Raw genomic sequence first — 21,866 nt, forward strand, 5'->3', positions numbered from 1 at the left:
CTTTAAATCGGGTTAAAATTAAAAAGCCAGACGTTGTTGCGCCTGGCTTTAAAATTTAAGGAATAAAGTTTAAACTCCGGCCTTTATCAAATTCAAAGCTGATCCAGCTTTAAACCATTCTATCTGACCTTCATTGTAAGTATGGTTAACCTGAATCTCATGCTTGGTTCCATCCTTATGGTTTAAAACAACTGTCAGTGCCTGTCCCGGCTTGAATGAAGTCAGGCCTAGAATATCGATGGAATCATCCTCTTGAATTAAATCGTAATCTGAAGGATTGGCAAATGTCAAAGCCAACATACCTTGTTTCTTCAGGTTGGTCTCATGGATTCTGGCGAAAGATTTTACCAAAATTGCCCTTACACCTAAGAACCTAGGCTCCATGGCAGCATGTTCTCTTGAAGAACCTTCACCATAATTTTCATCGCCAACTACAATGGAACCTATTCCCTGCAATTTATATTGTCGTTGTACAGCTGGAACCTCTCCATATTCACCGGTTAGTTGGTTTTTAACTTTGTTGGTCTCGCCGTTATAAGCATTGACTGCTCCAATCAGCATATTATTGGAAATATTATCCAAGTGACCTCTAAACCTTAACCAAGGTCCAGCCATTGAAATATGATCGGTGGTACATTTGCCTTTGGCCTTGATCAGCAATTTCAAACCCTTCAAATCCGTTCCTTCCCAAGATTTGAAAGGATCTAATAATTGCAATCGCTCAGATTTGGGGTCAACAATCACTTCTACCTTTGAGCCGTCTTTTGCGGGAGCCTGGTAGCCGGCATCTTCTACTGCAAAACCTTTGGTCGGAAGTTCAAGACCTGCAGGCTCGTCTAATTTCACCTGTTGACCTTCCTCATTGGTCAGAGTATCCTTGATTGGGTTGAAGGTAAGGTCACCGGCAATGGCTAAAGCGGTCACAATCTCTGGTGAGGCAACAAAAGCATGGGTATTTGGGTTTCCGTCAGCTCTTTTTGCAAAGTTTCTGTTGAAAGATGTGATGATGGAGTTTTTCTCCTGCTTTTCTGCTCCGTGGCGTGCCCATTGCCCAATGCAAGGTCCGCAGGCATTGGCAAGAACTACGCCCCCCATCTGACCAAAGATATCCAGGAAACCATCACGATCTACAGTATACCTTACCTGTTCCGAACCTGGGGTAATGGTATATTCAGATTTTGCGATAAGTTTTTTATCGACTGCCTGTTTGGCCAATGATGCAGCCCTTGATATATCTTCATAAGAAGAATTGGTACAAGAACCAATAAGACCTACCTCTAATTTTGCAGGCCATCCGTTTTCCTTCACAGCTGCGGCAAATTTAGAAAGTGGCCATGCCAAATCAGGTGTGAATGGACCATTGATATGTGGTTCCAGTTGGGACAGATCGATTTCAATTACTTGATCAAAGTATTTTTCAGGATTATTGTAGACTTCTTCATCCCCGGTCAAATGCTCTTTGATACCATTGGCCATATCTGCAATATCCCCTCTTTCTGTACCTCTCAGGTAGGCTTCAGATTTTTCGTCATAGCCAAAAATGGAAGTAGTGGCGCCGATCTCGGCACCCATATTACAGATGGTTCCTTTTCCTGTAGCGGATAAAGATCTGGCCCCTTCACCAAAGTACTCAACTACTGCCCCGGTTCCTCCTTTAACGGTAAGAATTCCAGCTACCTTCAGGATCACATCTTTTGCTGATGTCCATCCGGAAAGCTTTCCTGTCAATTTCACCCCTATCAGTTTAGGAAACTTCAATTCCCATGGCAAGCCAGCCATCACATCACAGGCATCAGCTCCTCCGACTCCTATGGCAATCATTCCCAGGCCTCCTGCATTAGGGGTATGGGAATCCGTCCCGATCATCATCCCACCAGGAAAAGCATAGTTTTCCAAAACCACCTGGTGAATTATACCTGCTCCCGGTTTCCAGAAACCTATTCCATATTTATTGGAAACAGAAGAAAGGAAATCATATACCTCTCTGTTTTTATCTTTTGCCTTATTCAAATCCGCAGTGGCACCTACCTCTGCCTGGATCAGGTGATCACAATGAACTGTCGAAGGAACAGCCACTTTGCTTCTTCCTGCCTGCATAAACTGCAATAATGCCATTTGTGCTGTTGCATCCTGCATGGCAACCCTATCAGGATTAAAATCAACATAGGAAACCCCTCTTTCAAAAGCTTGCGTAGGTTCTCCTTGCGTAAGATGCGCATATAAAATTTTTTCAGTCAAGGTGAGAGGCCTTCCTACTGCTTTACGGGCAGCCGCTATCCTACTTGGATATTTTTCGTAGACCGACTTGATCATTTCTATGTCAAATGCCATTGCAAAATATATTTAAAGATGTTGAATAGATTTTTTTAATCGTCCGCAAAGATAAAAATTCGGGGCAAATTTGGAAGTAAAATCACATCATAAGAAGTTAATTAATAAGAATTGCAGCATTTTTTCTAAGCAATAAAAATCCAGACCCCTAATCCGAATACCAACAAGCCAATAAGGAAGAAATATACGGTGTATTTAAAAATTTCCTTTGCAGGAATCCCTGTAATAGAAAGCAGGGGTAATGCCCAAAAGGGCTGGAGCATATTGGTCAGCTGATCCCCGAAAGCAAATGCCATGATCATCTTGGGGATATCCAATCCCATTTTCAAAGCTGCTTCCATCATGACTGGGCCCTGAATTGCCCATTGGCCTCCACCGGAAGGGATAAAAAAATTGACAAATGCTGCACTTAAAAAGGAAAGTAGTGGAAAAAATCCAGGGTCAGACCGGGAAACCATATCCTCCGCCAAAAGAACCAAAAGGCCTGAATACTTCATCATACCCAAAATACCGGCATAAAAAGGGAATTGAATAATAATGTCCGTTGCTCCTTTCACCGCGGAGGATAGCCCGTTTACATAGGAGCCTAAACTCCTGAAAAACAATAATCCTGTCCCAATCAAGGCAAAATTAACAAAATTCAGGTCTATAAAAGACCAATCTCCACCAGCTGTAAAAAAATCAACCATAACCAAAAACAAAATAAGGCTACCTAGTACCGAACCTACCCTGTCTCTGCTTTCATTATGCTGCATTTTAGGAAAATCCAATATTTCTAAATGACCGGTATCAAATCTTTTTTTCGATAGAAAAAATAAGGTAAGCATCAGGCCTAGTACCAAAAAAAAATTAATCCAAAGGTTGAAATCAGAAAAAACTGTTTCCTGGATGGAAATGACACCAGTTACATCCGCCAAAAAATGATCAGGTTCTGCAACTTTGAGCGTTGCGGAACCTGATAAACCACCATGCCAGACCATCATGCCCAGATAACCGGATGCCCCGACCAAGGGATAATTAATCTTTAAAGATTTCCTTTGGGCAACCTCACCTATTTTTCTGGCCATAATAGCACCAAGCACCAAGCCAAACCCCCAATTCAAATAACCGGCAAACATGGCCAGGGAACCGGTAAGTAGCACTGCATGGGTATTATTTTTGACCAATCCAGACATGAAATTCAAGGCCTTTTCCACTGGATATGAAAGTGCCAAAGTATGGCCCAACACCAAAATCAAGACCATTTGCATGGTAAACTCCAACAATTCCCAAAATCCTGTTTTCCAAAATTGAAGAACCTCAAATCCGTATTGAAAAAATGCATGTCCTTCAGGCCTGGTGAAGGCTAAGGCTAAAAGAAAAACAAACAGACTTAAAAGTAAGGCTATTTCAAAAGTCGTAGGGAACCGAAAACGTTTTTCCATAACTGCTTTAACTTTTCTGGGCACCGCCTAAATAGTGAAAGACCAAGTTATGAAACTTAGTCCATGGATGAAACTTTCAGTCTTGATTCCAATTCTGACAGATATAAGTATTTAAAGCATATCCAATATCAAGGGAAAGTTGTACCCTGGTTGAGGATATTCCAATAATCATTATTTTAACTGATGAAGGAAGGCAATGGTGTCTACCCCGTCAGCATAATCATCCAATTTAGGGCATTGGGCTTCCCCGAATTTCAGACTTTTAGGGAACCAGGCGTCTTTGCTTACCACACATTGGATTTTGTCCTGAATCCCCCCGATTTTACTTTCCAAATCCGGTAGGTCTTTATAATATTCATAATAAAGCACCGCAATTGGTGAAACTAACTCCTGGCTTTCTTTCAACAAAAGAAAACCATTATCCAGATGGGCATCCTTATTGACCAAATAAATAGATTTATTGTAATCGTAATTATTGAGGTACTTATGGTGACTGGTCAAAAAATGAAACCCGCTTATACTTTCCAATAAATCCAGCAGGCTTTTTTCTTCCTTGATGTAAATCTTGGAAACATTTCTACAGCCCAGACCAAAATATTGAAAAATATCCTTGCCAAGTTCCCTGAGTTCTTCCTGTGATTCATCACCTCTGAGCACCGCAATAGAAGTTCGGTTTTTCCTGATTATATGGTCATATTTTCCAAAATAATAATCAAAATAACGGGCAGAATTATCACTTCCGGTGGCTATGTAGGCATCTTTACCCTTCAACATTTCTTCAAAGGTTACGCTACCTTCAAATCTAGGTTCAATCGCAATCAGTTTTTCTACCAGCCACCGTATCGACACAGCGTCTCCGGAACTCAATTTTATCGCAGCCCTGTTTCCTGAAATTAAAACAGAAAGTAAGTCATGGAACCCAACAGCAGGGATGTTGCCTGCCATCATAATCCCAATTGTTTTGGGCTTAATAGGATTTTCCAAATGATACGGAGCCAACCACTCCTTCAATTTATCTTTTTCCAAAAAATCAGCTATTGCCAGAAATGCAGCACGGGTTTGATCTTGGGTAAACCAGTTATTGTTATTTTCAATTTTTAAGGCCAGACTTTCAAACTCTTCCTCTGTTAATTCTTTGATTACTTTTCCCAGCAAACTAAAAGCCTGTATTCTTTCTTCTAAGGTCATTTTTTCTGAATTCTGATGCAAAGATATTGATTTCAGTAAAAATATTTTTTTGACAGAATGAATATAAATTAGTTAGTATGACAACTTTTTTTTGCATAAAATGTTAATTACTTATTAATTTTGGATTCTATTTAAACCGAACATATTATGGCAATAATGATAACAGACGAATGCATCAATTGTGGTGCATGCGAACCAGAGTGCCCGAATACTGCAATATATGAAGGAGGGATTGAGTGGACCTGGGCAGGAGGAACCAAATTGAAGGAAGTAACCTTGCCTGACGGTACAGTTATAGATGCAAATGAAAAACAAACGCCGGTTTCTGACGAATTTTATTACATCGTAACAGAAAAGTGTACGGAATGCACGGGATTTCACGAAGAGCCACAATGTGCTGCAGTTTGTCCGGTGGATTGCTGTGTCGATGATCCTGACCACAGAGAATCCGAGGAAGAACTCATGGCGAAAAAGATATTCATGCACGGAGAATGAAAGGGCGTTTTAGCCCTTTTATTTTTTCAATCCATACAATTCTTATAAAAAATATTGGTTTTTAACCTTTTACTTCTTGTTCTGGGCCTTGAAATAAAAAAAACTGATAAATCCCTTGAATATATTTTATGAATTCGTTTATCTTGGTGCCAAATTATTCCAAACACAAACAACTTAATTCTTTTAAAAGTGGAAGATAACAGAGGAAATGACAGAGAAGAGATCTTCTCCAAGAGAGTAAAAGCAGGAAAAAGAACATATTTTTTTGACGTTAAGGCTACAAAATCAAATGATTATTACTTAACAATTACTGAAAGTAAAAGGAAGATGAGGGATGATTCCTTCACTTTTGAGAAGCACAAGATTTTCCTATACAAAGAAGATTTTGCAAAGTTTCTAGAGGCTCTTCAGGATACCGTAGATCATGTTAAAAATGATTTAATGGCCGATTACGATTTTTCTCAGTTTGAAAGAGAAGAGTCAGAAAACGAAATGGATGATGAATTAAGGTGGGATTAATATACCCCCTTTAATTTAATTCAAAGAAAGGAGCTTTTAAGACAAATCTTATTTGTCTTTATGCAACTTATAAGATAATTTAAGTTGTGATAAGAGCTTCTTTCTTTTCTTTTTTTATTCAATAATGAAAAAGCCGGTACTATACCTTATTTTAATTTTAATGCTGCTTTTTATAGCAGGATGGTATTTTTCAAACATTACACTTTACTTTGTCTTTTCCCTGGTATTTGCTGCAATTCTCCGTCCTTTAACCAACAGGATCAATTCTTTTCATGTTTTAGGGGCACATTTACCAAGATGGTTGGCAATTTTTTTCTCCTATACCGTAGTAGGGATTATAGTTTTTCTAATCGGCGCCCTGTTTGTTCCGCTTATCAGTGCCCAAATCCAAATTATCTCTACCTATGACCTGGATTATATTTATGAGCAGATCCAAAATCCGGTCGGAAAAGTAGAGGATATATTGATCCAATATGAGATTGTGAAAAGTGAACCTGGTTTTTTGATTAAACAGGTCAGAGAGAATCTGGTAACCAGTTTCAGCGGTATTGATTTTCAGGGGGTCATCAACACCGTTTTAAATACGACCAGTTCGATACTGTTAGGAATTATGGCGATTGGTTTTATAACCTTTTTCCTCCTTCTTGAAAATGGTTTACTTCGGCGAAACATCATGAGCCTTGTACCCAATGCTTATTTTGAATTAGCGGTTTCCACTTTCAACAAAGTTGAAAGATTGCTTTCCAATTACCTAGTAGGCCTTTTGATTCAATTGACCTGTATTTTTTCATTGGCAGCCATTGGTCTTACCTTAATGGGTATTGAGTATGCCCTTACCATTGCGATGTTTGCGGCTGTAGCCAATTTAATTCCATATGCAGGCCCCATTTTAGGAGCCGCTTTTGGAACCATCGTAGGATTGTCTACCGGAACATTTGAATCTTCCAATGAAATTGTTTTTATGGTAATTAAAATATTGTCTGTTTTTTCAGTGGTCCAGTTGACAGATAATGTACTTCTTCAGCCATTAATTTTCTCCAAATCTGTAAAAGCGCATCCTCTTGAAATTTTTGTTGTTATCTTTGCCGGTGCAAAAATCGCAGGCATCCTTGGGATGATCTTTGCGATTCCTGTTTACACCATCTTTAGGGTATCCTTTTTGGAGTTCTTCAAAGGTTACAGGGAGTACAGAATATTTAAACTGTAAATAGAAAAAAATCATCAATGGCTTTACAATGTGGTATCGTTGGGCTTCCCAACGTTGGAAAATCTACTTTATTCAATGCTTTATCAAGTGCAAAAGCTGAGGCTGCAAATTTCCCTTTTTGCACTATCGAACCAAATGTGGGCGTGGTTACCGTTCCGGACAAAAGGCTTCAGATTTTGGAATCCTTGGTCAACCCCAACAGGGTTGTCCCAACAGTGATAGAATTTGTGGATATAGCAGGTCTGGTAAAAGGTGCAAGTAAAGGTGAAGGTTTAGGCAATAAATTCCTGGCAAACATCAGGGAAGTTGATGCCATTATCCATGTCATCCGTTGCTTCCAGGATGATAATATCGTCCATGTTGCCGGAAGTGTTGATCCGGTTTTTGACAAAGAGGTCATCGATACCGAACTCCAGTTAAAAGACCTGGAATCGGTAGAAAAAAAGATTGCCAGAATTGAGAAAATTGCCAAATCGGGAGATGCAAAAGCAAAAAAAGACCTTGAAATATTACAGGCATTCAAAAAAGGTTTGGAGGAAGGTAAAAATGCCCGGGCTGTACAGGTGGAAAAGGAAGATTTGGAAGCAGTAAGAGACCTTCACCTACTGACTATTAAACCTGTCCTATATGTTGCCAATGTGGACGAAGCAAGTATCATTTCAGGAAATCAATTTGTAGAACAATTAAAGGAAAATGTGAAGGATGAAAACGCTGAAGTCATTGTATTATGTGCTGCCATTGAATCCCAGATTGCAGAATTTGAAGATCCGGAAGAAAAATCTGTTTTTTTGAGTGAATATGGCCTGGATGAAAGCGGATTAAACCGTCTGATCAATGCTGCCTATAAGTTACTGGACCTGATTACCTACTTCACGGCTGGTGTACAGGAGGTCCGTGCATGGACCATCAAAAGAGGCTGGAAAGCCCCACAGGCAGCCGGAGTAATCCATACTGACTTTGAAAGAGGCTTTATCAAAGCGGAAGTAATCAAACTTTCAGACTATGAAAAGTATAAAACAGAGGCTGCATGCAGGGAAAATGGTAAAATAGCCATTGAAGGCAAACAATACGAGGTTCAGGACGGAGATATTATGCATTTTAGGTTCAATGTTTGACGATTCTTTGAAAAAAATTTGTACTTTTGCAAGAAACAAAACAAATTACATCCCTTAATGACTTGAATTTAATAATTGTTTAAATTTTATTTTTAAAACCGTGAGAATAAGACTAATATTTTCCCTAAAAAACAAAGGAGCTTATTTACCCTTTCACCACCAGTATATTCTGGCACAGTTCCTCAAGGGCCTCATCGTAAAAGGTGGGCGTGAAGAGTTTTTTAACTACAATTACTTCAACTTTTCCGGTCTAAAAGGTCAGACCAAGGTAAGTAGAAGCGGATTACACTACTATTCCAGTTTAGTCACACTAGTGCTTTCATCACCCAATGAAGATTTTATGGACTATTTGCTGGAGCAGGTATTTGAAACTCCGAAAATTGAGTTAGGAAACCTCATTCTTTCCCCTGAGTACACCGAACAGGAATTTGAACCGACTTTGGAAGCATCAAACAAGTTTGTTTGTATATCACCATTGGTTCTTATCACCCCTACTTTCAATGATGAGTCAGGCAAACGTTTCATCAACCCGGATACAGATGAATTTTCTGATCTATTGTATGAATCAACCCTGACAAGGATGGAGAGATCAGGATGGTATTCCCAGGAACAAATGGAATCGTTCTACAAATTCCAGGTTGTACCGGATATGAATTACGTAAACAAGCTTAGAGAACAGCAAAAGAAATTTGCAAGAATTTATTCTGTCTACGACATGGATGTCAAATATGAAGTCAGGGGATATACACTTCCTTTCACTTTATATGCTGCCACCGAAGTACAGGATTTTGTCTTTAAATGTGGTTTGGGAGCCTTTACACATAAAGGTTTTGGGATGCTTGACCTGGCAAACCACTTACCTAGTCAAAGGACAGAACCATATAAATTCAAGAGAGAGGGTTTCATCCCTTACAAAGCCCAACAAGAGAAAGAAAAATCTTCGGATTCGGGTGAAGGACAAGAAGAATTATAAAAAAAGCCGGTCGTTTGACCGGCTTTTTTAATTCTCCATTTTAAGTTTTGGATTAAATTTAAAGTCTCCTCTTATTTGGATTCAAATTGAAATAACTGATAAGTTCATCATATCTTGAACCCATTTCCCTGTAATAGATAAAAACTTCATATTCATTTTCGGTCTCAAAGAAACTACCCTCAATGGGAACCGTGTTCCAGCCTTCATCACTTTTGTAGGCATATTGGTAATCATACCATCCCTGCTTTAAAATCAAGGTACTTTCATACCTTCTGGTATTTTTATTCAAGGTCATCTTCGCATCCGGACTTAAACCCCATTGGGTCAATGATCCTATGATATAAGGCTGCTCTGTCACCTCTTCAGGATCCAGATAAAAAGTCATAACCATATATTCACTTTCAATTTCATAATTGCTCCTCTCCAGATTCATTACCGCATATTGGCCATTGAGATCCAGATATTGTGAATATACTCCATAAGGGGGCCTGACCTTGTCCACTCCTGCTTCAGCATAAACTACATCCTTTTCCATTCTAACGGAACTTACATTGACTCCCTTCGCCCTGACAAATCTTAGATCTACAAAACGGAATTCATTTCCTGCCCAAAAAGTATTACTGCCGTCAAAAAGATTGTATTCTATCATCTTAATATCCTCCCTGATCATGGTAGGCTTAGTCAGCACTTTCATATTATCCCATCTTTGGTTCTGTCGGATAATCACTTTTAAATTGGACCTCGGGTCAAAAAGTTCTCTGGATTTGTAATTCAGGTTGACATTTATCTGTTGCACCTTCCTTCTGATTTCTGTTTGGCTTGGAGGAACAATCTTTGCGGCAAGGTTGATGCTGTTTTGGAAAACCATAAACCTTTTGGTCAGGATAATCTGGTTTTGATCCCTTCCCCGGTATACTTTGATAATATAATTCCCTGTTTTGGTAACTCTCGGAATGACAAAGTTATAATGGATATAGGGAATTCTGGTATCTATTGATCTCTCGTAATCCAGAATATTGAATTCATTGTATTCATTCAAATATTCTGCGTCTTTCAGATCCGAGGGAGTCCAATCCACATTGCAATGGATAATCTTTGCCGAATACATATCCGGATCATAGGCCAAATCATCAAATGTAAGCATAATTGGCCTGTTTCCATTCAGTTCCATGACCGGAGAATTCATTTGGGCCTCAAATTCACCCGTATTTAGAAACAAGCGAACAGACTGGATATTTTCCTCATATATCCTATCATGATAAACCTGTTGGGCCAAAAGCCTGAAATTGGAGAAGGAAAAAAATATTAGAAATAAAATCAGCAATCGCATAAGCATTTTTTTAAGCATTATACAAAAAATAATACCAAATTCTCATTCTTATCCTGCGCTTTCCTGTAATTCCCCGATTTCCTCTACCAGTCTTTCCCATTTCGCATTCAATTCCTCCTCCTGAAATTTAAGATTTTGATAATCCTTATTAAGGATTTCAATTTTAGAATTGTCGGAAAAAACCTCTGGATTTGCCATGTCCTTTTCCAAATCAGCTTTTTTTGTTTCCAAAATCATTATTTTCTCCTCAATCTGACTCAATTCCTGCTCTTTCTTTTTCAGTTCTTTCCTTGCCAGATTGATTTCAGATTCACTGAATACTTTTTTCTTATTTTCAGATTTTGATTTACTTTGATTATCCGATTGCTGCGTATTGACAGTCTGTTGTTCCTTCCAAAACACATATTCCTCGTACGTTCCGGGATATTCTTTAATCTGATGGTTTTCTATGTACCAAATTTTATTTGCCACTCCCCTAATGAAATGTCTATCATGGGAAACCGTAATGAATGTTCCTTCATACTGTTGTAAAGCCTGAATCAAGATGTTGACAGATTGCATATCAAGATGGTTGGTCGGTTCGTCCAACAAAAGAAAATTTGCTTCCGATATCAGGGTTTTGGCCAAGGCTACCCTTGATTTTTCACCCCCTGACAATACCTTGATTTTCTTAAAGACATCATCATTGGTAAAGAGAAAGCACCCCAGAACATTTCTCAATTCGGTATCCGTTTTTCCGGATCCTGCCTGCTGCAATTCCTGGAGAATTTCATTGTCCACATTAAGGGCTTCCAATTGATGTTGTGCATAAAAAGATTTGATAACATTATGGCCCTGATGTCTCTTTCCATTTATTTTTTCCGTACCGTCAATGATGCGGAGCAATGTGGATTTACCTTTACCATTAGCTCCGATCAGTGCTATTTTATCCCCTCTTTCAATTCTTGCTGAAGTATCTTTTAAGATGGTCAGATCCCCATAAGCCTTGGACACGTGGTCCAGAACCACCACATCTCTCCCAGACTTTTGGGTAAACCGAAATTTGAAATTAACAGCAATATTATCATCCACTACCTCAGCCACCCTTTCCATTCTGTCCAATGCTTTTATACGGGACTGGACTTGATTGGATTTGGTAGCTTTGGCCCTGAAGCGTTCAATAAAACGCTCCGTCTGTTTGATCATTTGCTGTTGGTTTTCATAGGCATTCTGTTGGATTTCCATCCTTTCTTTCTTTTCTTTTTGGTAGAAAGAATAATTGCCTGAATAAAGGGTCAAGTTCCCGTTGGATACCTCTACAATGCTGTTTACACAGTTGTCTAAAAATTCCTGATCGTGAGAAACTACGATCACTGCCCCTTCATAGGTTTTGAGGTAGTTTTCCACCCATTGGATAGAAGGAAGGTCCAAGTGGTTGGTAGGCTCATCCAACATCAACAGGGAGGGCTTTTCCAAAAGCAATTTGGCCAACATTACCCGCATCCTCCATCCGCCTGAAAATGTCTTTAGCGGTCTTGAAAGATCAGAAGTAGAAAAACCTATCCCTTCCAAAACCTCTTCCGCTTTGGCCTTAATTGTATATCCTTCATTAGCTTCAAACTGGTCCTGGAGTTTGGCCAATTTATGGATGATCTCATCTGAATGATCAGTTTCCATCTGTTTAAGCACAGCATCAATTTCCTCCTGAAGTTTCAAAGTTTCCTTAAATGCCTCCAGGGCAACATCCAGGATACTTTCCTCGGATTGGTAGGAAAGCAAATCCTGATTCAAAAATCCAATACTACAATCTTTTGCCTTCTGAAGTTCTCCGGAACTTGGTTGATAATCCCCGTGGATAATTTTCAATAAAGTTGACTTACCGGTACCGTTAAGACCTACCAGTCCGATTTTATCCTTTGGTTTGATGTGCAGGGAGGCGTTTTCATACAAAGCTCTACCTCCTATGTAATAGGAAAGATTATTGATGGATATCATGGCGCAAAAATAAGTAAACTATATTTTAATATGGGGCCTAAATGGAATATTACTTTGAAACAGAAAAAAAATTGCCCTAACTTAAGCCTTCATTAAAATCGCTTGAAACAATCATAATCAAATTCACATGCTTAGGTCCTTTGGTATTTTCCTACTTTTCTTTATCACAGTTTCCTGCAATGGTCAGGGTAAAAGCAATAATTATATACAATTGGAAAGCCTCAAACTTCCTGAAGGATTCAGTATTTCTGTTTGGGCTGAGGATGTACCGGATGCCCGTTCCTTGGCCATGAATGAAGACGGAAGCCTTATTTTTGTGGGAAATAGACAAGGAAAAAATGTCTATGCCCTGAAGGATACCAATGGTGATGGAAAAGCAGATAAAAAGTATACTTTAGCCCAGGGTCTTAGAATGCCAAACGGGGTAGCATTCAAAAACGGAGACCTTTATGTGGCTGAGGTAAGCAGAATACTCCGTTTTAGAAACATAGAGAAAAACCTGGAAAAACCAAGTTATGAAGTAGTCTATGACCAATATCCTGACAAGGCCCATCATGGATGGAAATTCATAGCATTTGGCCCTGATGGTTTGCTTTATGTCCCTGTTGGTGCCCCTTGTAACATCTGTGATCCAGAAGAGATTTTTGCCTCTATTACCCGAATTGATATAAATTCCCCAAATATCAAACCTGAAATTTTCGCCAAAGGTGTCAGAAACACTGTGGGATTTGCTTGGCATCCCGAAACCAAAAACTTATGGTTTACCGATAATGGCAGAGATATGATGGGAGATGACATACCAGATTGTGAACTGAATCATGCCCCAAACAAAGGCATGCACTTTGGATATCCCTATTGGCATGCAGGAGATGTAAAAGACCCTGAATTTGGAAATAAAGGCAAAGAAAAAAGTGCCTATGCCCCTCCTGCCTTGAAACTTGGACCCCATACAGCACCTTTGGGCATGAGATTCTATACTGGAAATCAATTTCCTGCCAAGTATAAAAACAATATTTTCATTGCAAAGCATGGATCTTGGAACCGTAGTAAAAAAATCGGATACCAACTCACCAATGTAGTCTTAGATTCCAATCAAAAAGTAGTCAAAGAGGAAATATTTGCCGAAGGTTGGCTCAATCATGATACCCAAGATGTATGGGGCAGACCGGTTGATGTGCTTCAGCTGCCTAACGGAAGTCTTTTGGTTTCTGATGATATGGCTAATTGTATCTATAAAATCAGCTATAAGAAATAAGGTAAAAGGAGAAAGGTTAAAGGTTAAAGGTAAGGTGTGAAGACTAACCTTTTACCTTTAACCTTATGCCTTTTCCCTATTTTTGATTCATTAAATCTTCGATTTCTTCTGCTTCTATGGGGATGTTGCGCATCAGGTCAAAAAACCCTTCTTCCTGAATGACAATATTATTCTCCAATCGTACCCCAATTCCTTCAGCGGGAATATAAATCCCTGGTTCAACTGTAAATACCATTCCAGGAGTAATGGGCTCATGCATGGTTCCAACGTCATGTACATCCAAACCAAGGTGGTGGGAGGTGCCATGCATAAAGTATTTTTTATAGGCCGGCCATTTGGGATCCTGGTTTTTGATGTCCGTTTGGTCTATCAAACCCAATCCAAGCAACTCTGACTGCATAATCAGTCCTACCTCTTTATGGTAATCCTGTATAGTTATCCCTGGTCTTAACATGTTTGAAGCTTGGTTTTTCACGCGTAAAACCGCATCATAAACATCCCTTTGCCTTTTGGTAAACCTGCCATTGACAGGGATGGTTCGGGTCATATCAGCATTGTAATTCCCATATTCCGCACCTACATCCATGAGTATCAAGTCTCCGTCCTTACAGGTGGCTTTGTTTTCAATATAATGCAGAACACAGGCATTTCCCCCTGCCGCAATAATTGGCTCATAAGCAAAGCCTTTGCTCCTGCTACGAATAAATTCATGGATGTATTCCGCCTCAATTTCAAATTCCATCACCCCGGGTTTCACAAAGGAGAGAATCCTGCGAAAAGCCTTTTCAGTAATATCACAGGCAATCTGCATCTGATCAATCTCTTCCCTTTCTTTTACTGCTCTTAATTGGTGCATCATCGGAGCTACCCTGTGATAATGATGCAGGGGATATTTTTCCTTACATTTCTTAATGAACCTGGCATCCCGGGATTCTACCTGTACGTCTGCCCTTAAATGCTCATTGGTATTCAGAAGTACATGCTGGCTCAGGGCCATAAGGGTATTGAGCACCTGGTCAAAACCCGAAACCGATTGGATATTGTTTATCCCGGAAGTTTCGAATGCTTCATCTTTGGTGTATTTATGTCCTTCCCATACTGCAATATGCTCATTGGTTTCCCTTAAAAAGAGGATTTCTCTCATATTTGGATCAGGAAAATCCGGACAGAGAACCAAAATTGTCTCTTCCTGGTCAATTCCTGTCAGGTAAAACAGATCATTGTTTTGCCTAAAACGCATGGTCCCATCTGCATTGGTAGGCATGATATCATTGGAATGGAATACGGCTAGCGATTTGGCAGGAAGCCGGTCTTTTAATTTTTGTCTGTTTTTAATATAAAGGCTTTTGGGTAGCGGATTGTATTTCATGGAACAGATTCTTAATTTAAATGGTAAAACAAAATTGAACCAAAAATACCATTTATCCATTGGGTAAAAAAACTGTCTTTAAAGTCTTTTATTTTTGTACATTAAGGCAAGGAATTAATTATACATGCAATATAACCTCAAGCAGTTGGGCAATGGCATCAGAATTGTCCATCAGGAAATAACCCACACCAGAATGGTCCATTGTGGCTTTGTACTCAATATTGGTAGTAGAGATGAATCGAAGGAAGAAGAGGGTTTAGCCCATTTTTGGGAACATATGGCTTTTAAGGGAACCAAAAAGAGAAAGGCTTTCCACATTATTAACCGGCTGGAATCCCTTGGAGGGGAATTGAATGCATACACTACTAAGGAGAAAATCTGCTTTTACTCCAGCATCCTCAAAGAACATTTTGGAAAAGCCGCAGAACTACTATGTGATATCACCTTCAACTCCACCTTCCCTAAAAAGCAAATAGAAAAAGAAAGGCAGGTCATTTTGGAGGAAATGGCCATGTACCGGGATTCTCCGGATGACTCTATTCAGGATGATTTTGATGAACTGGTATTTGAAGGTCATGCACTGGGAAGAAATATTCTAGGTAATGAAGAGACTGTGGGCAATTTTAGTCAGGAGGATTTTTTTGATTTCATTTCTACCCGTTTTGATACAACCCAGATCGTTTTTTCTGTAATTGGGAATATTTCTTTTCAGAAAGTCCTGCAAAAAATTGAAGGGCCCTTGTCTGAAATACCACTGAAAAGGAGTCTTTATGTACGAAGTGGATTTTCCACTTACCGTCCAAAAGTTAAGGTCTTGGAAAAAGAAATCACCCAATCCCACTGCGCCATTGGTAAACCCGCCTATTCTATGTATGATCCCAGGAGATTTAAACTGTATCTGTTGAACAACATCCTTGGAGGACCAAGTATGAATTCCAGATTGAACCTTTCTCTGAGGGAAAAATATGGCTATGTGTACAGTATAGAATCAAATTATTCCACCTATTCGGACACTGGATTTGTGGGTATTTATTTTGCCACAGAACAAAAGACAGCCAACAAAGCAAAAAAAATTGTTCTCAGGGAGATTGAAAAATTAAGAAACAGAAAATTGGGGACTTTACAATTGCATATGGCAAAAGAACAGGCCATTGGCCAAATGGCCATGGCGGAGGAGAATTATGCCGCCTTGATGCTGGTTTTTGGCAAAAATCTTTTGGATAAAGGGAAAATTGACTCACTCGATACTATATTTGATATTATTAGAGAAACCACGGCAGAGGAACTCATGGAAATTGCCAATGAGGTATTTGATCCGGACCAATTGAGTTATCTTACCTATTTACCTGCATAATAAAATGGAATTCATTGCCAAGGAACTTCTGGATTACTGTGAAAATCATACAACAGAAGAAGACCCTCTTTTAAAGTATATACAAAGAGAGACCTATTCCAAAGTGCTTATGCCAAGAATGCTTTCCGGACACCTTCAGGGAAAGACCTTGGAAATGTTGGTGAAGTTGTTAAATCCCAAGACCATTCTGGAAATCGGAACTTATACTGGGTATTCAGGAATCTGTATGGCCAGAGGTTTGGGAGACCAAGGTAAATTGATAACTTTGGACATCAATGATGAGCTTGAAACCATGGTAAGGGGATTTTTTGAAAAATCAGGTCTGATGCATAAAATTGAGTATCAGATCGGGAATGCGTTGGATATCATACCTACTTTACCGGACAACTTTGATTTAGTCTTTATTGATGCTGATAAAGCTAACTATATCAATTACTATAACTTGATCGTTGACAGGGTCAATCAGGGTGGTGTGATCTTGGCAGATAATGTATTATGGTCCGGAAAAGTTTTGGCAGAAGAAGGGAAGAAAATTGACAAAGACACCCAGATAATCTTGGATTTCAACCAAATGATCCAAGAAGACCCAAGAGTAGAAAATATATTGCTGCCCATTAGAGATGGATTAATGCTCGCTAGAAAACTATGAAAAATTTAACCAACAATTTATTTAAAGGAGTAATTTTTTTGAGCCTACTATTTCTTGATCCCATCGGGACTTTGGCACAAATTCCCCAGGTTCCCAGAGAAATGTATTTCGCAGACCTGACCATTAGGATCAATGAACAGGCGAGAAGGGAAATTCAATTAGATGTGGACGCTCTACACAGGAACCAAAATTATTTCAAGGTTAAGGTTGACAGGGCCAATTTATATATGCCTTTGATAGAAAGGGAATTAAGGGAAATCGGGGTGCCTGAAGACATAAAATATTTGGTCATACAAGAGTCAGGGTTGATTGCTGATGCCGTTTCAACGTCCAATGCGGTGGGTTTCTGGCAATTCAAACAAGGGACTGCCGAAGAGGTTTTTCTAAGAGTAGACAATCAGGTGGACGAAAGAAAAAACATTGTGTCTTCCACCAGGGGGGCTGCTTTATATTTAAGAAAACATAATTCACAGTTGGACAATTGGATGTGCGCTTTGGTTTCTTACCAAATGGGACTGGGAGGAGCAAAATCCTATTTTGGCAACCAATATAGCGGTAAAAAAGTCATTGACCTGGACAGAAATTCCCATTGGTATTTTAAAAAATTCCTTGCCCATAAGGTGGCTTTCGAAGGTCAAAACAAGATGCTGGTCAGCAACTCAGGGTATTTGGAAGAAGTCCGGATCCAAGGACCTACTTCTTTAAAAGCTTTAGCTCCCAGATTAGGGGTTTCAGAAAACCATCTGAAAGAATATAATAAATGGGCTTCAAATGGAAATATTCCTGGAGATAAGGTGTATTCTGTAATCTATGTGAACCAGGGAATGCCCCCAACGACCCCAATTACTGCTCAGGTCAATTCAAGGCCAAGCGGTGTTGAAAACACCTCCTATTCCAATAATTCCAGCTATCCCAAAATAACAGGGAACCAACAGAATGCCACCCGTCCGAACCAAATCAAGGTAAATAATATAAATGGGGTAATGGCTGCGAGTACTACAACCCAAAGTAATTTTTCACAAAAAATCGGTATCAAGGAGAAAAAATTCCGAAAGATCAATGACCTTGAAAAAGGGGCAAGGGTAGAATCAGGAAAGTATTACTACGTAGAGAAAAAAAAGTCTCATGCTGATGTTGAAAAACACGTAGTCTTACCGGGAGAAACCCTTTGGTCAATTTCCCAAAAGTATGGGATCACCCTTTCATCACTGAAAGCTAAGAATAGAATAAGGTCAGATAGAGATTTGAAAACAGGAATGGTACTTAATCTTCAGGAACATCGAAAAAGAGGTGAAAGTATACCGATGGTTCCAGGTTCTGAATATAGAAAAATTGTTGAAGCCAGTAATTCTCCGGCTGTTCAAACAACAGCTTCCCAAAATACGCAACAGGAAAGGGAACAAGTAAGATACGAGCCAGCCCCGTCTTCACAATCCTCACCACAGCCCCCTGCCCAAAAGGTTAACCCATCCAGGTTAACCCATACGGTAATCCAGGGAGAAACCCTCTATCGACTAAGTCAAACCTACGGAGTAAGTGTAGATGACATAAAAAAATGGAATAATTTGCCGGATAACAACATCAAGATCGGTCAAATAATAACAATATTTAAACCTTAATCTTCAATTTTTGCGGGTTAATCATGTTCAAAAAATTACTGCTTTCTTTTTTTATTGTTATAGGTCTTCTCGGTGTCAGCAAAGCCCAGGACAAGCTGCTTTTGGCTGATACACTTTTGATTGCAGGTGACACTATTATTATGTTGGGTGACTCCATCATTATCAAGGAAAAAGTCAAGCCTGTCTACTGGGAAAAAGGAGGTAATTTCAATTTAAGTATACAACATGTAAACCTTGTCAACTGGAATGCAGGTGGGGTAAGTAATATGGCCCTCAATACCGGTCTGATGTATTATGGAAATTACAAAAAAGACAAGATCATATGGGACAGCAAACTGAATATCAACTTGGGATTTAACCGTCAGGCCGACCGTAATTACAAAACAAGAAAAACCAATGATAATTTTATCTTTATCAGTAAATATGGACGGGAACTGACAGAAAAGTGGTATTTGTCAACTCAGATTGATGCAAGGACGCAGTTATTGGCAGGTTATAGATATTTCCGACCGGCCGGAGCAGAACAGGATGCAAGAAATAAAATTTCAGATCTATTGGCCCCTGCATATTTACAGTCTTCCACTGGTCTGAATTATAGAGTTCAGTATGAAAATAAAGACAGGATTTCCTTAATTGCTTCTCCTTTTACCGGTCGTTTTACCATTGTACTGGATGACTCACTGAGCAATGCAGGCGCTTTTGGGGTAATTCCAGGTGAGGTAGTCAGGGCTGAGGCCGGATTGTCATTTGGTTCGTCTACAGATATCCAATTAATTGAAAATGTCCGTTGGAGAGCGGATCTCAACCTCTTTACCAATTTTGAAAAACTAGGGAATTTCGTAGTAAACTTCAACTCCGTTATTTCCATGCGTGTAAATAAATACATCACCACCCGTATTGAGACCATCTTAATTTATGATGAAAGGGTATTTATCCAGCAGGCTGAAGGACCTCCAAAACAAGCGGTTCAGTTTCAAAATATGATCAACTTTGGCTTGGGTCTGGACTTTTAAAAGTCTGTTTCCAGGCCAAACCTTTTTTGCAATTCGACCAATGCCGGAGATTTCTCAATTAAATATTTAAGTTTATCAGTACTGGTATACAATTTTCTTTTTTCACTAAAATCCTCTTCTTTGATTTCCTGGTCTACATGTATACTGTAATTGTTGAGTTTTCTCCTCAAAATACTGAGCACATCAGGTTTGATTTTATTGAATATTTCCTGCTGGATTTCCCCATTGAGATGAAATGTTATGGTTTCATTTTCTAAAGTAACAGGTTGTTTGAGGACAGTAACTTCCAGATTTTTGTGATGAGACCTATAATCCTCTATGACCTCAGCAATAACAGATTGTAGTTTCTCTAAATCAAACACTTCAGCCAATTGAGGAACAGGTGGTGAAACAGATTCATGGTGGTTACTTACCCTTGTTTCCACAAGTTGTTTCGGATTTTCCTGTATTATTTTTTTTGCTGCTAACAGGCTATTGGGAATGGCAACGGTTTTCTGAACAGGTGTTTTCTTTGCAGCAAATGGATTAACTTCTTTGAAAAGTGAGGGCGCTGAGGAATTATTTGAAGTTGAATAAGTCGTGGTATCAATCAGACTTTTTTTTTTGATTCCTCCTGTGCCAGGGCCGCCAGACTTATTGCCTGGGGAAGTTTGGCCATTTTCATCAAAGCGAGTTCCACATGCAACCTTTGATTTTTGCTGGCTTTATAATAAATCTCACATTGATTGCAAAGGTTGAGGGCAGATAGTAAAAATGAAAGGCTGCATTCTTTTGATTGGTCCAAATATCTTTCTTTGATCGAATCAGAAACCTGTATCAGATCTATAGTAGCTGCATCTTTACAAACCATCAAATCCCGAAGGTGTTCAGATAAACCACTGATGAAATTATAACCGTCGAACCCATTTTTAAGGATTTCATTGAAGATTAAAAGGACACTGGAAATATTTCCTGCCAACAACGCATCCACCACCTTGAAATAATAATCGTAATCCAAAATATGGAGATTGCTGATGGTCTCCTGATAGGTAAGTTTATTACCAGCGGAATAGGTGACTATCAGGTCAAAAATAGATAAAGCATCTCTTAAAGCCCCGTCTGCTTTGGTCGCTATAAGTCTTAATGCTTCTTCCTCTGCATCAATTTTTTCTTCCTTTGCAATGTATTTTAAATGATCTGCAATGTCATTGATCTGAATCCTGTTAAAATCAAAAATCTGGCACCTTGATAGGATAGTCGGAATAATTTTATGCTTTTCAGTAGTTGCAAGGATAAAAATTGCATACTTGGGGGGTTCTTCCAACGTTTTCAAAAAGGCATTAAAAGCCTGATTGGAAAGCATGTGGACTTCATCAATGATGTACACTTTATATTGTCCCTGTTGTGGGGCATACCTGACCTGGTCAACAAGGTTTCTGATATCATCCACTGAATTGTTGGAAGCTGCATCCAATTCATGGACATTGAAAGATGCATTATTGTTAAAAGCTTTACAGGAATCGCATTGGTTACAGGCTTCGAAATCTGCTGTAAGTTTTTCACAGTTAATGGTTTTGGCAAGAATTCTTGCGCAAGTAGTTTTACCCACACCCCTAGGTCCGCAAAAAAGAAAAGCCTGAGCCAGGTGGTTATTTTTAATGGCATTTTTTAAAGTAGTAGTGATGTGACCTTGGCCCACTACACTTTTAAAATTGGAAGGTCTATATTTTCTCGCTGAAACAACAAAATTCTCCATCACCGCAAGATATAAAATTATTGTAAAACTGACTTTGAAGATTTGTCAAAGGCATAAAGTTTTTTTGTTAAGTAATTCATTTTTAGAGAGATTAAAAATCGAAAGAATTTCCAGTCCGGAAAGCAAATATAGATTCAACAATGCGCTCTGAAGTTTTTTTCAAATAAAATCCACTTGCTCTCAAATTTTGCGTATTGAATCTTATTTCTTGATTCTTGATTCTTGTCTCTTTCTTCTAACTTCTCAAAGCTCATATCCTTAAAAAATCTCCAGCCATTGAACCAAATTTAGTTTATATTTGTCATCCAAATGAGAA

At 39.0% G+C, this 21,866-nt stretch carries 18 protein-coding genes; 10 read left to right on the forward strand and 8 right to left on the reverse strand.

What is annotated here, in order from left to right; all coding sequences use genetic code 11:
- Positions 1-69: 69 nt before the first annotated feature.
- The 3 genes from ACFSKV_RS10035 to ACFSKV_RS10045 form a co-directional block, all read right to left on the reverse strand.
- Positions 70-2,331, reverse strand: a complete 2,262-nt coding sequence (locus tag ACFSKV_RS10035; protein WP_380802059.1) for an aconitate hydratase — start codon at positions 2,329-2,331, stop codon at positions 70-72.
- A 125-nt stretch (positions 2,332-2,456) separates the two neighbouring features.
- A complete protein-coding gene (locus tag ACFSKV_RS10040) occupies positions 2,457-3,755 on the reverse strand; it encodes a TIGR00366 family protein (RefSeq protein WP_380802062.1) in 1,299 nt (432 codons plus the stop codon).
- Positions 3,756-3,926: 171 nt separating this feature from the next.
- Positions 3,927-4,943, reverse strand: coding sequence for an aldehyde dehydrogenase family protein (locus tag ACFSKV_RS10045; protein ID WP_380802064.1), 1,017 nt, complete (start codon positions 4,941-4,943; stop codon positions 3,927-3,929).
- Positions 4,944-5,090: 147 nt separating this feature from the next.
- On the opposite strand from ACFSKV_RS10045, the gene ACFSKV_RS10050 reads away from it, so the two are divergent.
- The 5 genes from ACFSKV_RS10050 (at position 5,091) to cas6 (ending at position 9,252) form a co-directional block, all read left to right on the forward strand.
- Positions 5,091-5,438: a 4Fe-4S binding protein gene (locus ACFSKV_RS10050; RefSeq protein WP_380802066.1), complete on the forward strand. Its 348-nt coding sequence runs from the start codon at positions 5,091-5,093 to the stop codon at positions 5,436-5,438.
- A 189-nt stretch (positions 5,439-5,627) separates the two neighbouring features.
- Positions 5,628-5,957, forward strand: coding sequence for a DUF3276 family protein (locus tag ACFSKV_RS10055; protein ID WP_380802068.1), 330 nt, complete (start codon positions 5,628-5,630; stop codon positions 5,955-5,957).
- A 124-nt stretch (positions 5,958-6,081) separates the two neighbouring features.
- Entirely contained in the window at positions 6,082-7,164 is a 1,083-nt protein-coding gene (locus ACFSKV_RS10060; protein WP_380802070.1) for an AI-2E family transporter, read from the forward strand.
- Between the two features lie 17 nt (positions 7,165-7,181).
- Positions 7,182-8,279, forward strand: coding sequence for a redox-regulated ATPase YchF (ychF, locus tag ACFSKV_RS10065; RefSeq protein ID WP_380802072.1), 1,098 nt, complete (start codon positions 7,182-7,184; stop codon positions 8,277-8,279).
- 100 nt (positions 8,280-8,379) lie between these two features.
- On the forward strand, positions 8,380-9,252 hold the full coding sequence (gene cas6 / locus ACFSKV_RS10070; protein ID WP_380802075.1) for a CRISPR-associated endoribonuclease Cas6: 873 nt from the start codon (positions 8,380-8,382) through the stop codon (positions 9,250-9,252).
- Positions 9,253-9,310: 58 nt separating this feature from the next.
- On the opposite strand, the gene ACFSKV_RS10075 is transcribed toward cas6, so the two are convergent.
- A complete protein-coding gene (locus ACFSKV_RS10075) occupies positions 9,311-10,588 on the reverse strand; it encodes a type IX secretion system plug protein (protein ID WP_465270313.1) in 1,278 nt (425 codons plus the stop codon).
- A gap of 42 nt (positions 10,589-10,630) precedes the next feature.
- A complete protein-coding gene (locus ACFSKV_RS10080; RefSeq protein ID WP_380802081.1) occupies positions 10,631-12,556 on the reverse strand; it encodes an ABC-F family ATP-binding cassette domain-containing protein in 1,926 nt (641 codons plus the stop codon).
- A 127-nt stretch (positions 12,557-12,683) separates the two neighbouring features.
- On the opposite strand from ACFSKV_RS10080, the gene ACFSKV_RS10085 reads away from it, so the two are divergent.
- Positions 12,684-13,811, forward strand: a complete 1,128-nt coding sequence (locus ACFSKV_RS10085; protein ID WP_380802083.1) for a PQQ-dependent sugar dehydrogenase — start codon at positions 12,684-12,686, stop codon at positions 13,809-13,811.
- Between the two features lie 76 nt (positions 13,812-13,887).
- Here the strand turns inward: ACFSKV_RS10085 and ACFSKV_RS10090 are convergent, their stop codons facing one another.
- Entirely contained in the window at positions 13,888-15,180 is a 1,293-nt protein-coding gene (locus tag ACFSKV_RS10090) for an aminopeptidase P family protein (protein WP_380802085.1), read from the reverse strand.
- Between the two features lie 124 nt (positions 15,181-15,304).
- On the opposite strand from ACFSKV_RS10090, the gene ACFSKV_RS10095 reads away from it, so the two are divergent.
- The 4 genes from ACFSKV_RS10095 to ACFSKV_RS10110 are packed head-to-tail and all read left to right on the forward strand — an operon-like array spanning position 15,305 to position 19,815.
- Positions 15,305-16,534 (forward strand): M16 family metallopeptidase, encoded by a 1,230-nt coding sequence (locus tag ACFSKV_RS10095; protein ID WP_380802088.1) that lies wholly within the window; start codon positions 15,305-15,307, stop codon positions 16,532-16,534.
- Positions 16,535-16,538: 4 nt separating this feature from the next.
- Positions 16,539-17,183: an O-methyltransferase gene (locus ACFSKV_RS10100; protein WP_380802090.1), complete on the forward strand. Its 645-nt coding sequence runs from the start codon at positions 16,539-16,541 to the stop codon at positions 17,181-17,183.
- The gene (locus tag ACFSKV_RS10105; RefSeq protein WP_380802093.1) at positions 17,180-18,802 is read left to right on the forward strand and encodes a LysM peptidoglycan-binding domain-containing protein; all 1,623 of its coding nucleotides are present in this window, start codon (positions 17,180-17,182) and stop codon (positions 18,800-18,802) included. Before ACFSKV_RS10100 ends, ACFSKV_RS10105 begins: the two co-directional genes overlap by 4 nt.
- Before the next feature lie 23 nt (positions 18,803-18,825).
- Complete coding sequence (locus tag ACFSKV_RS10110; protein ID WP_380802095.1) at positions 18,826-19,815, forward strand: DUF3078 domain-containing protein; 990 nt, start codon at positions 18,826-18,828, stop codon at positions 19,813-19,815.
- On the opposite strand, the gene ACFSKV_RS10115 is transcribed toward ACFSKV_RS10110, so the two are convergent.
- Both ACFSKV_RS10115 and ACFSKV_RS10120 read right to left on the reverse strand, forming a co-directional pair.
- Complete coding sequence (locus tag ACFSKV_RS10115; protein WP_380802098.1) at positions 19,812-20,240, reverse strand: DNA polymerase III subunit gamma/tau; 429 nt, start codon at positions 20,238-20,240, stop codon at positions 19,812-19,814. The genes ACFSKV_RS10110 and ACFSKV_RS10115 overlap by 4 nt on opposite strands.
- Positions 20,241-20,404: 164 nt before the next feature.
- Positions 20,405-21,550 (reverse strand): DNA polymerase III subunit gamma/tau, encoded by a 1,146-nt coding sequence (locus tag ACFSKV_RS10120; protein ID WP_380802101.1) that lies wholly within the window; start codon positions 21,548-21,550, stop codon positions 20,405-20,407.
- Between the last annotated feature and the right edge of the window lie 316 nt (positions 21,551-21,866).

The organism is Shivajiella indica (assembly GCF_042683085.1).
GTDB lineage: Bacteria > Bacteroidota > Bacteroidia > Cytophagales > Cyclobacteriaceae > Shivajiella > Shivajiella indica.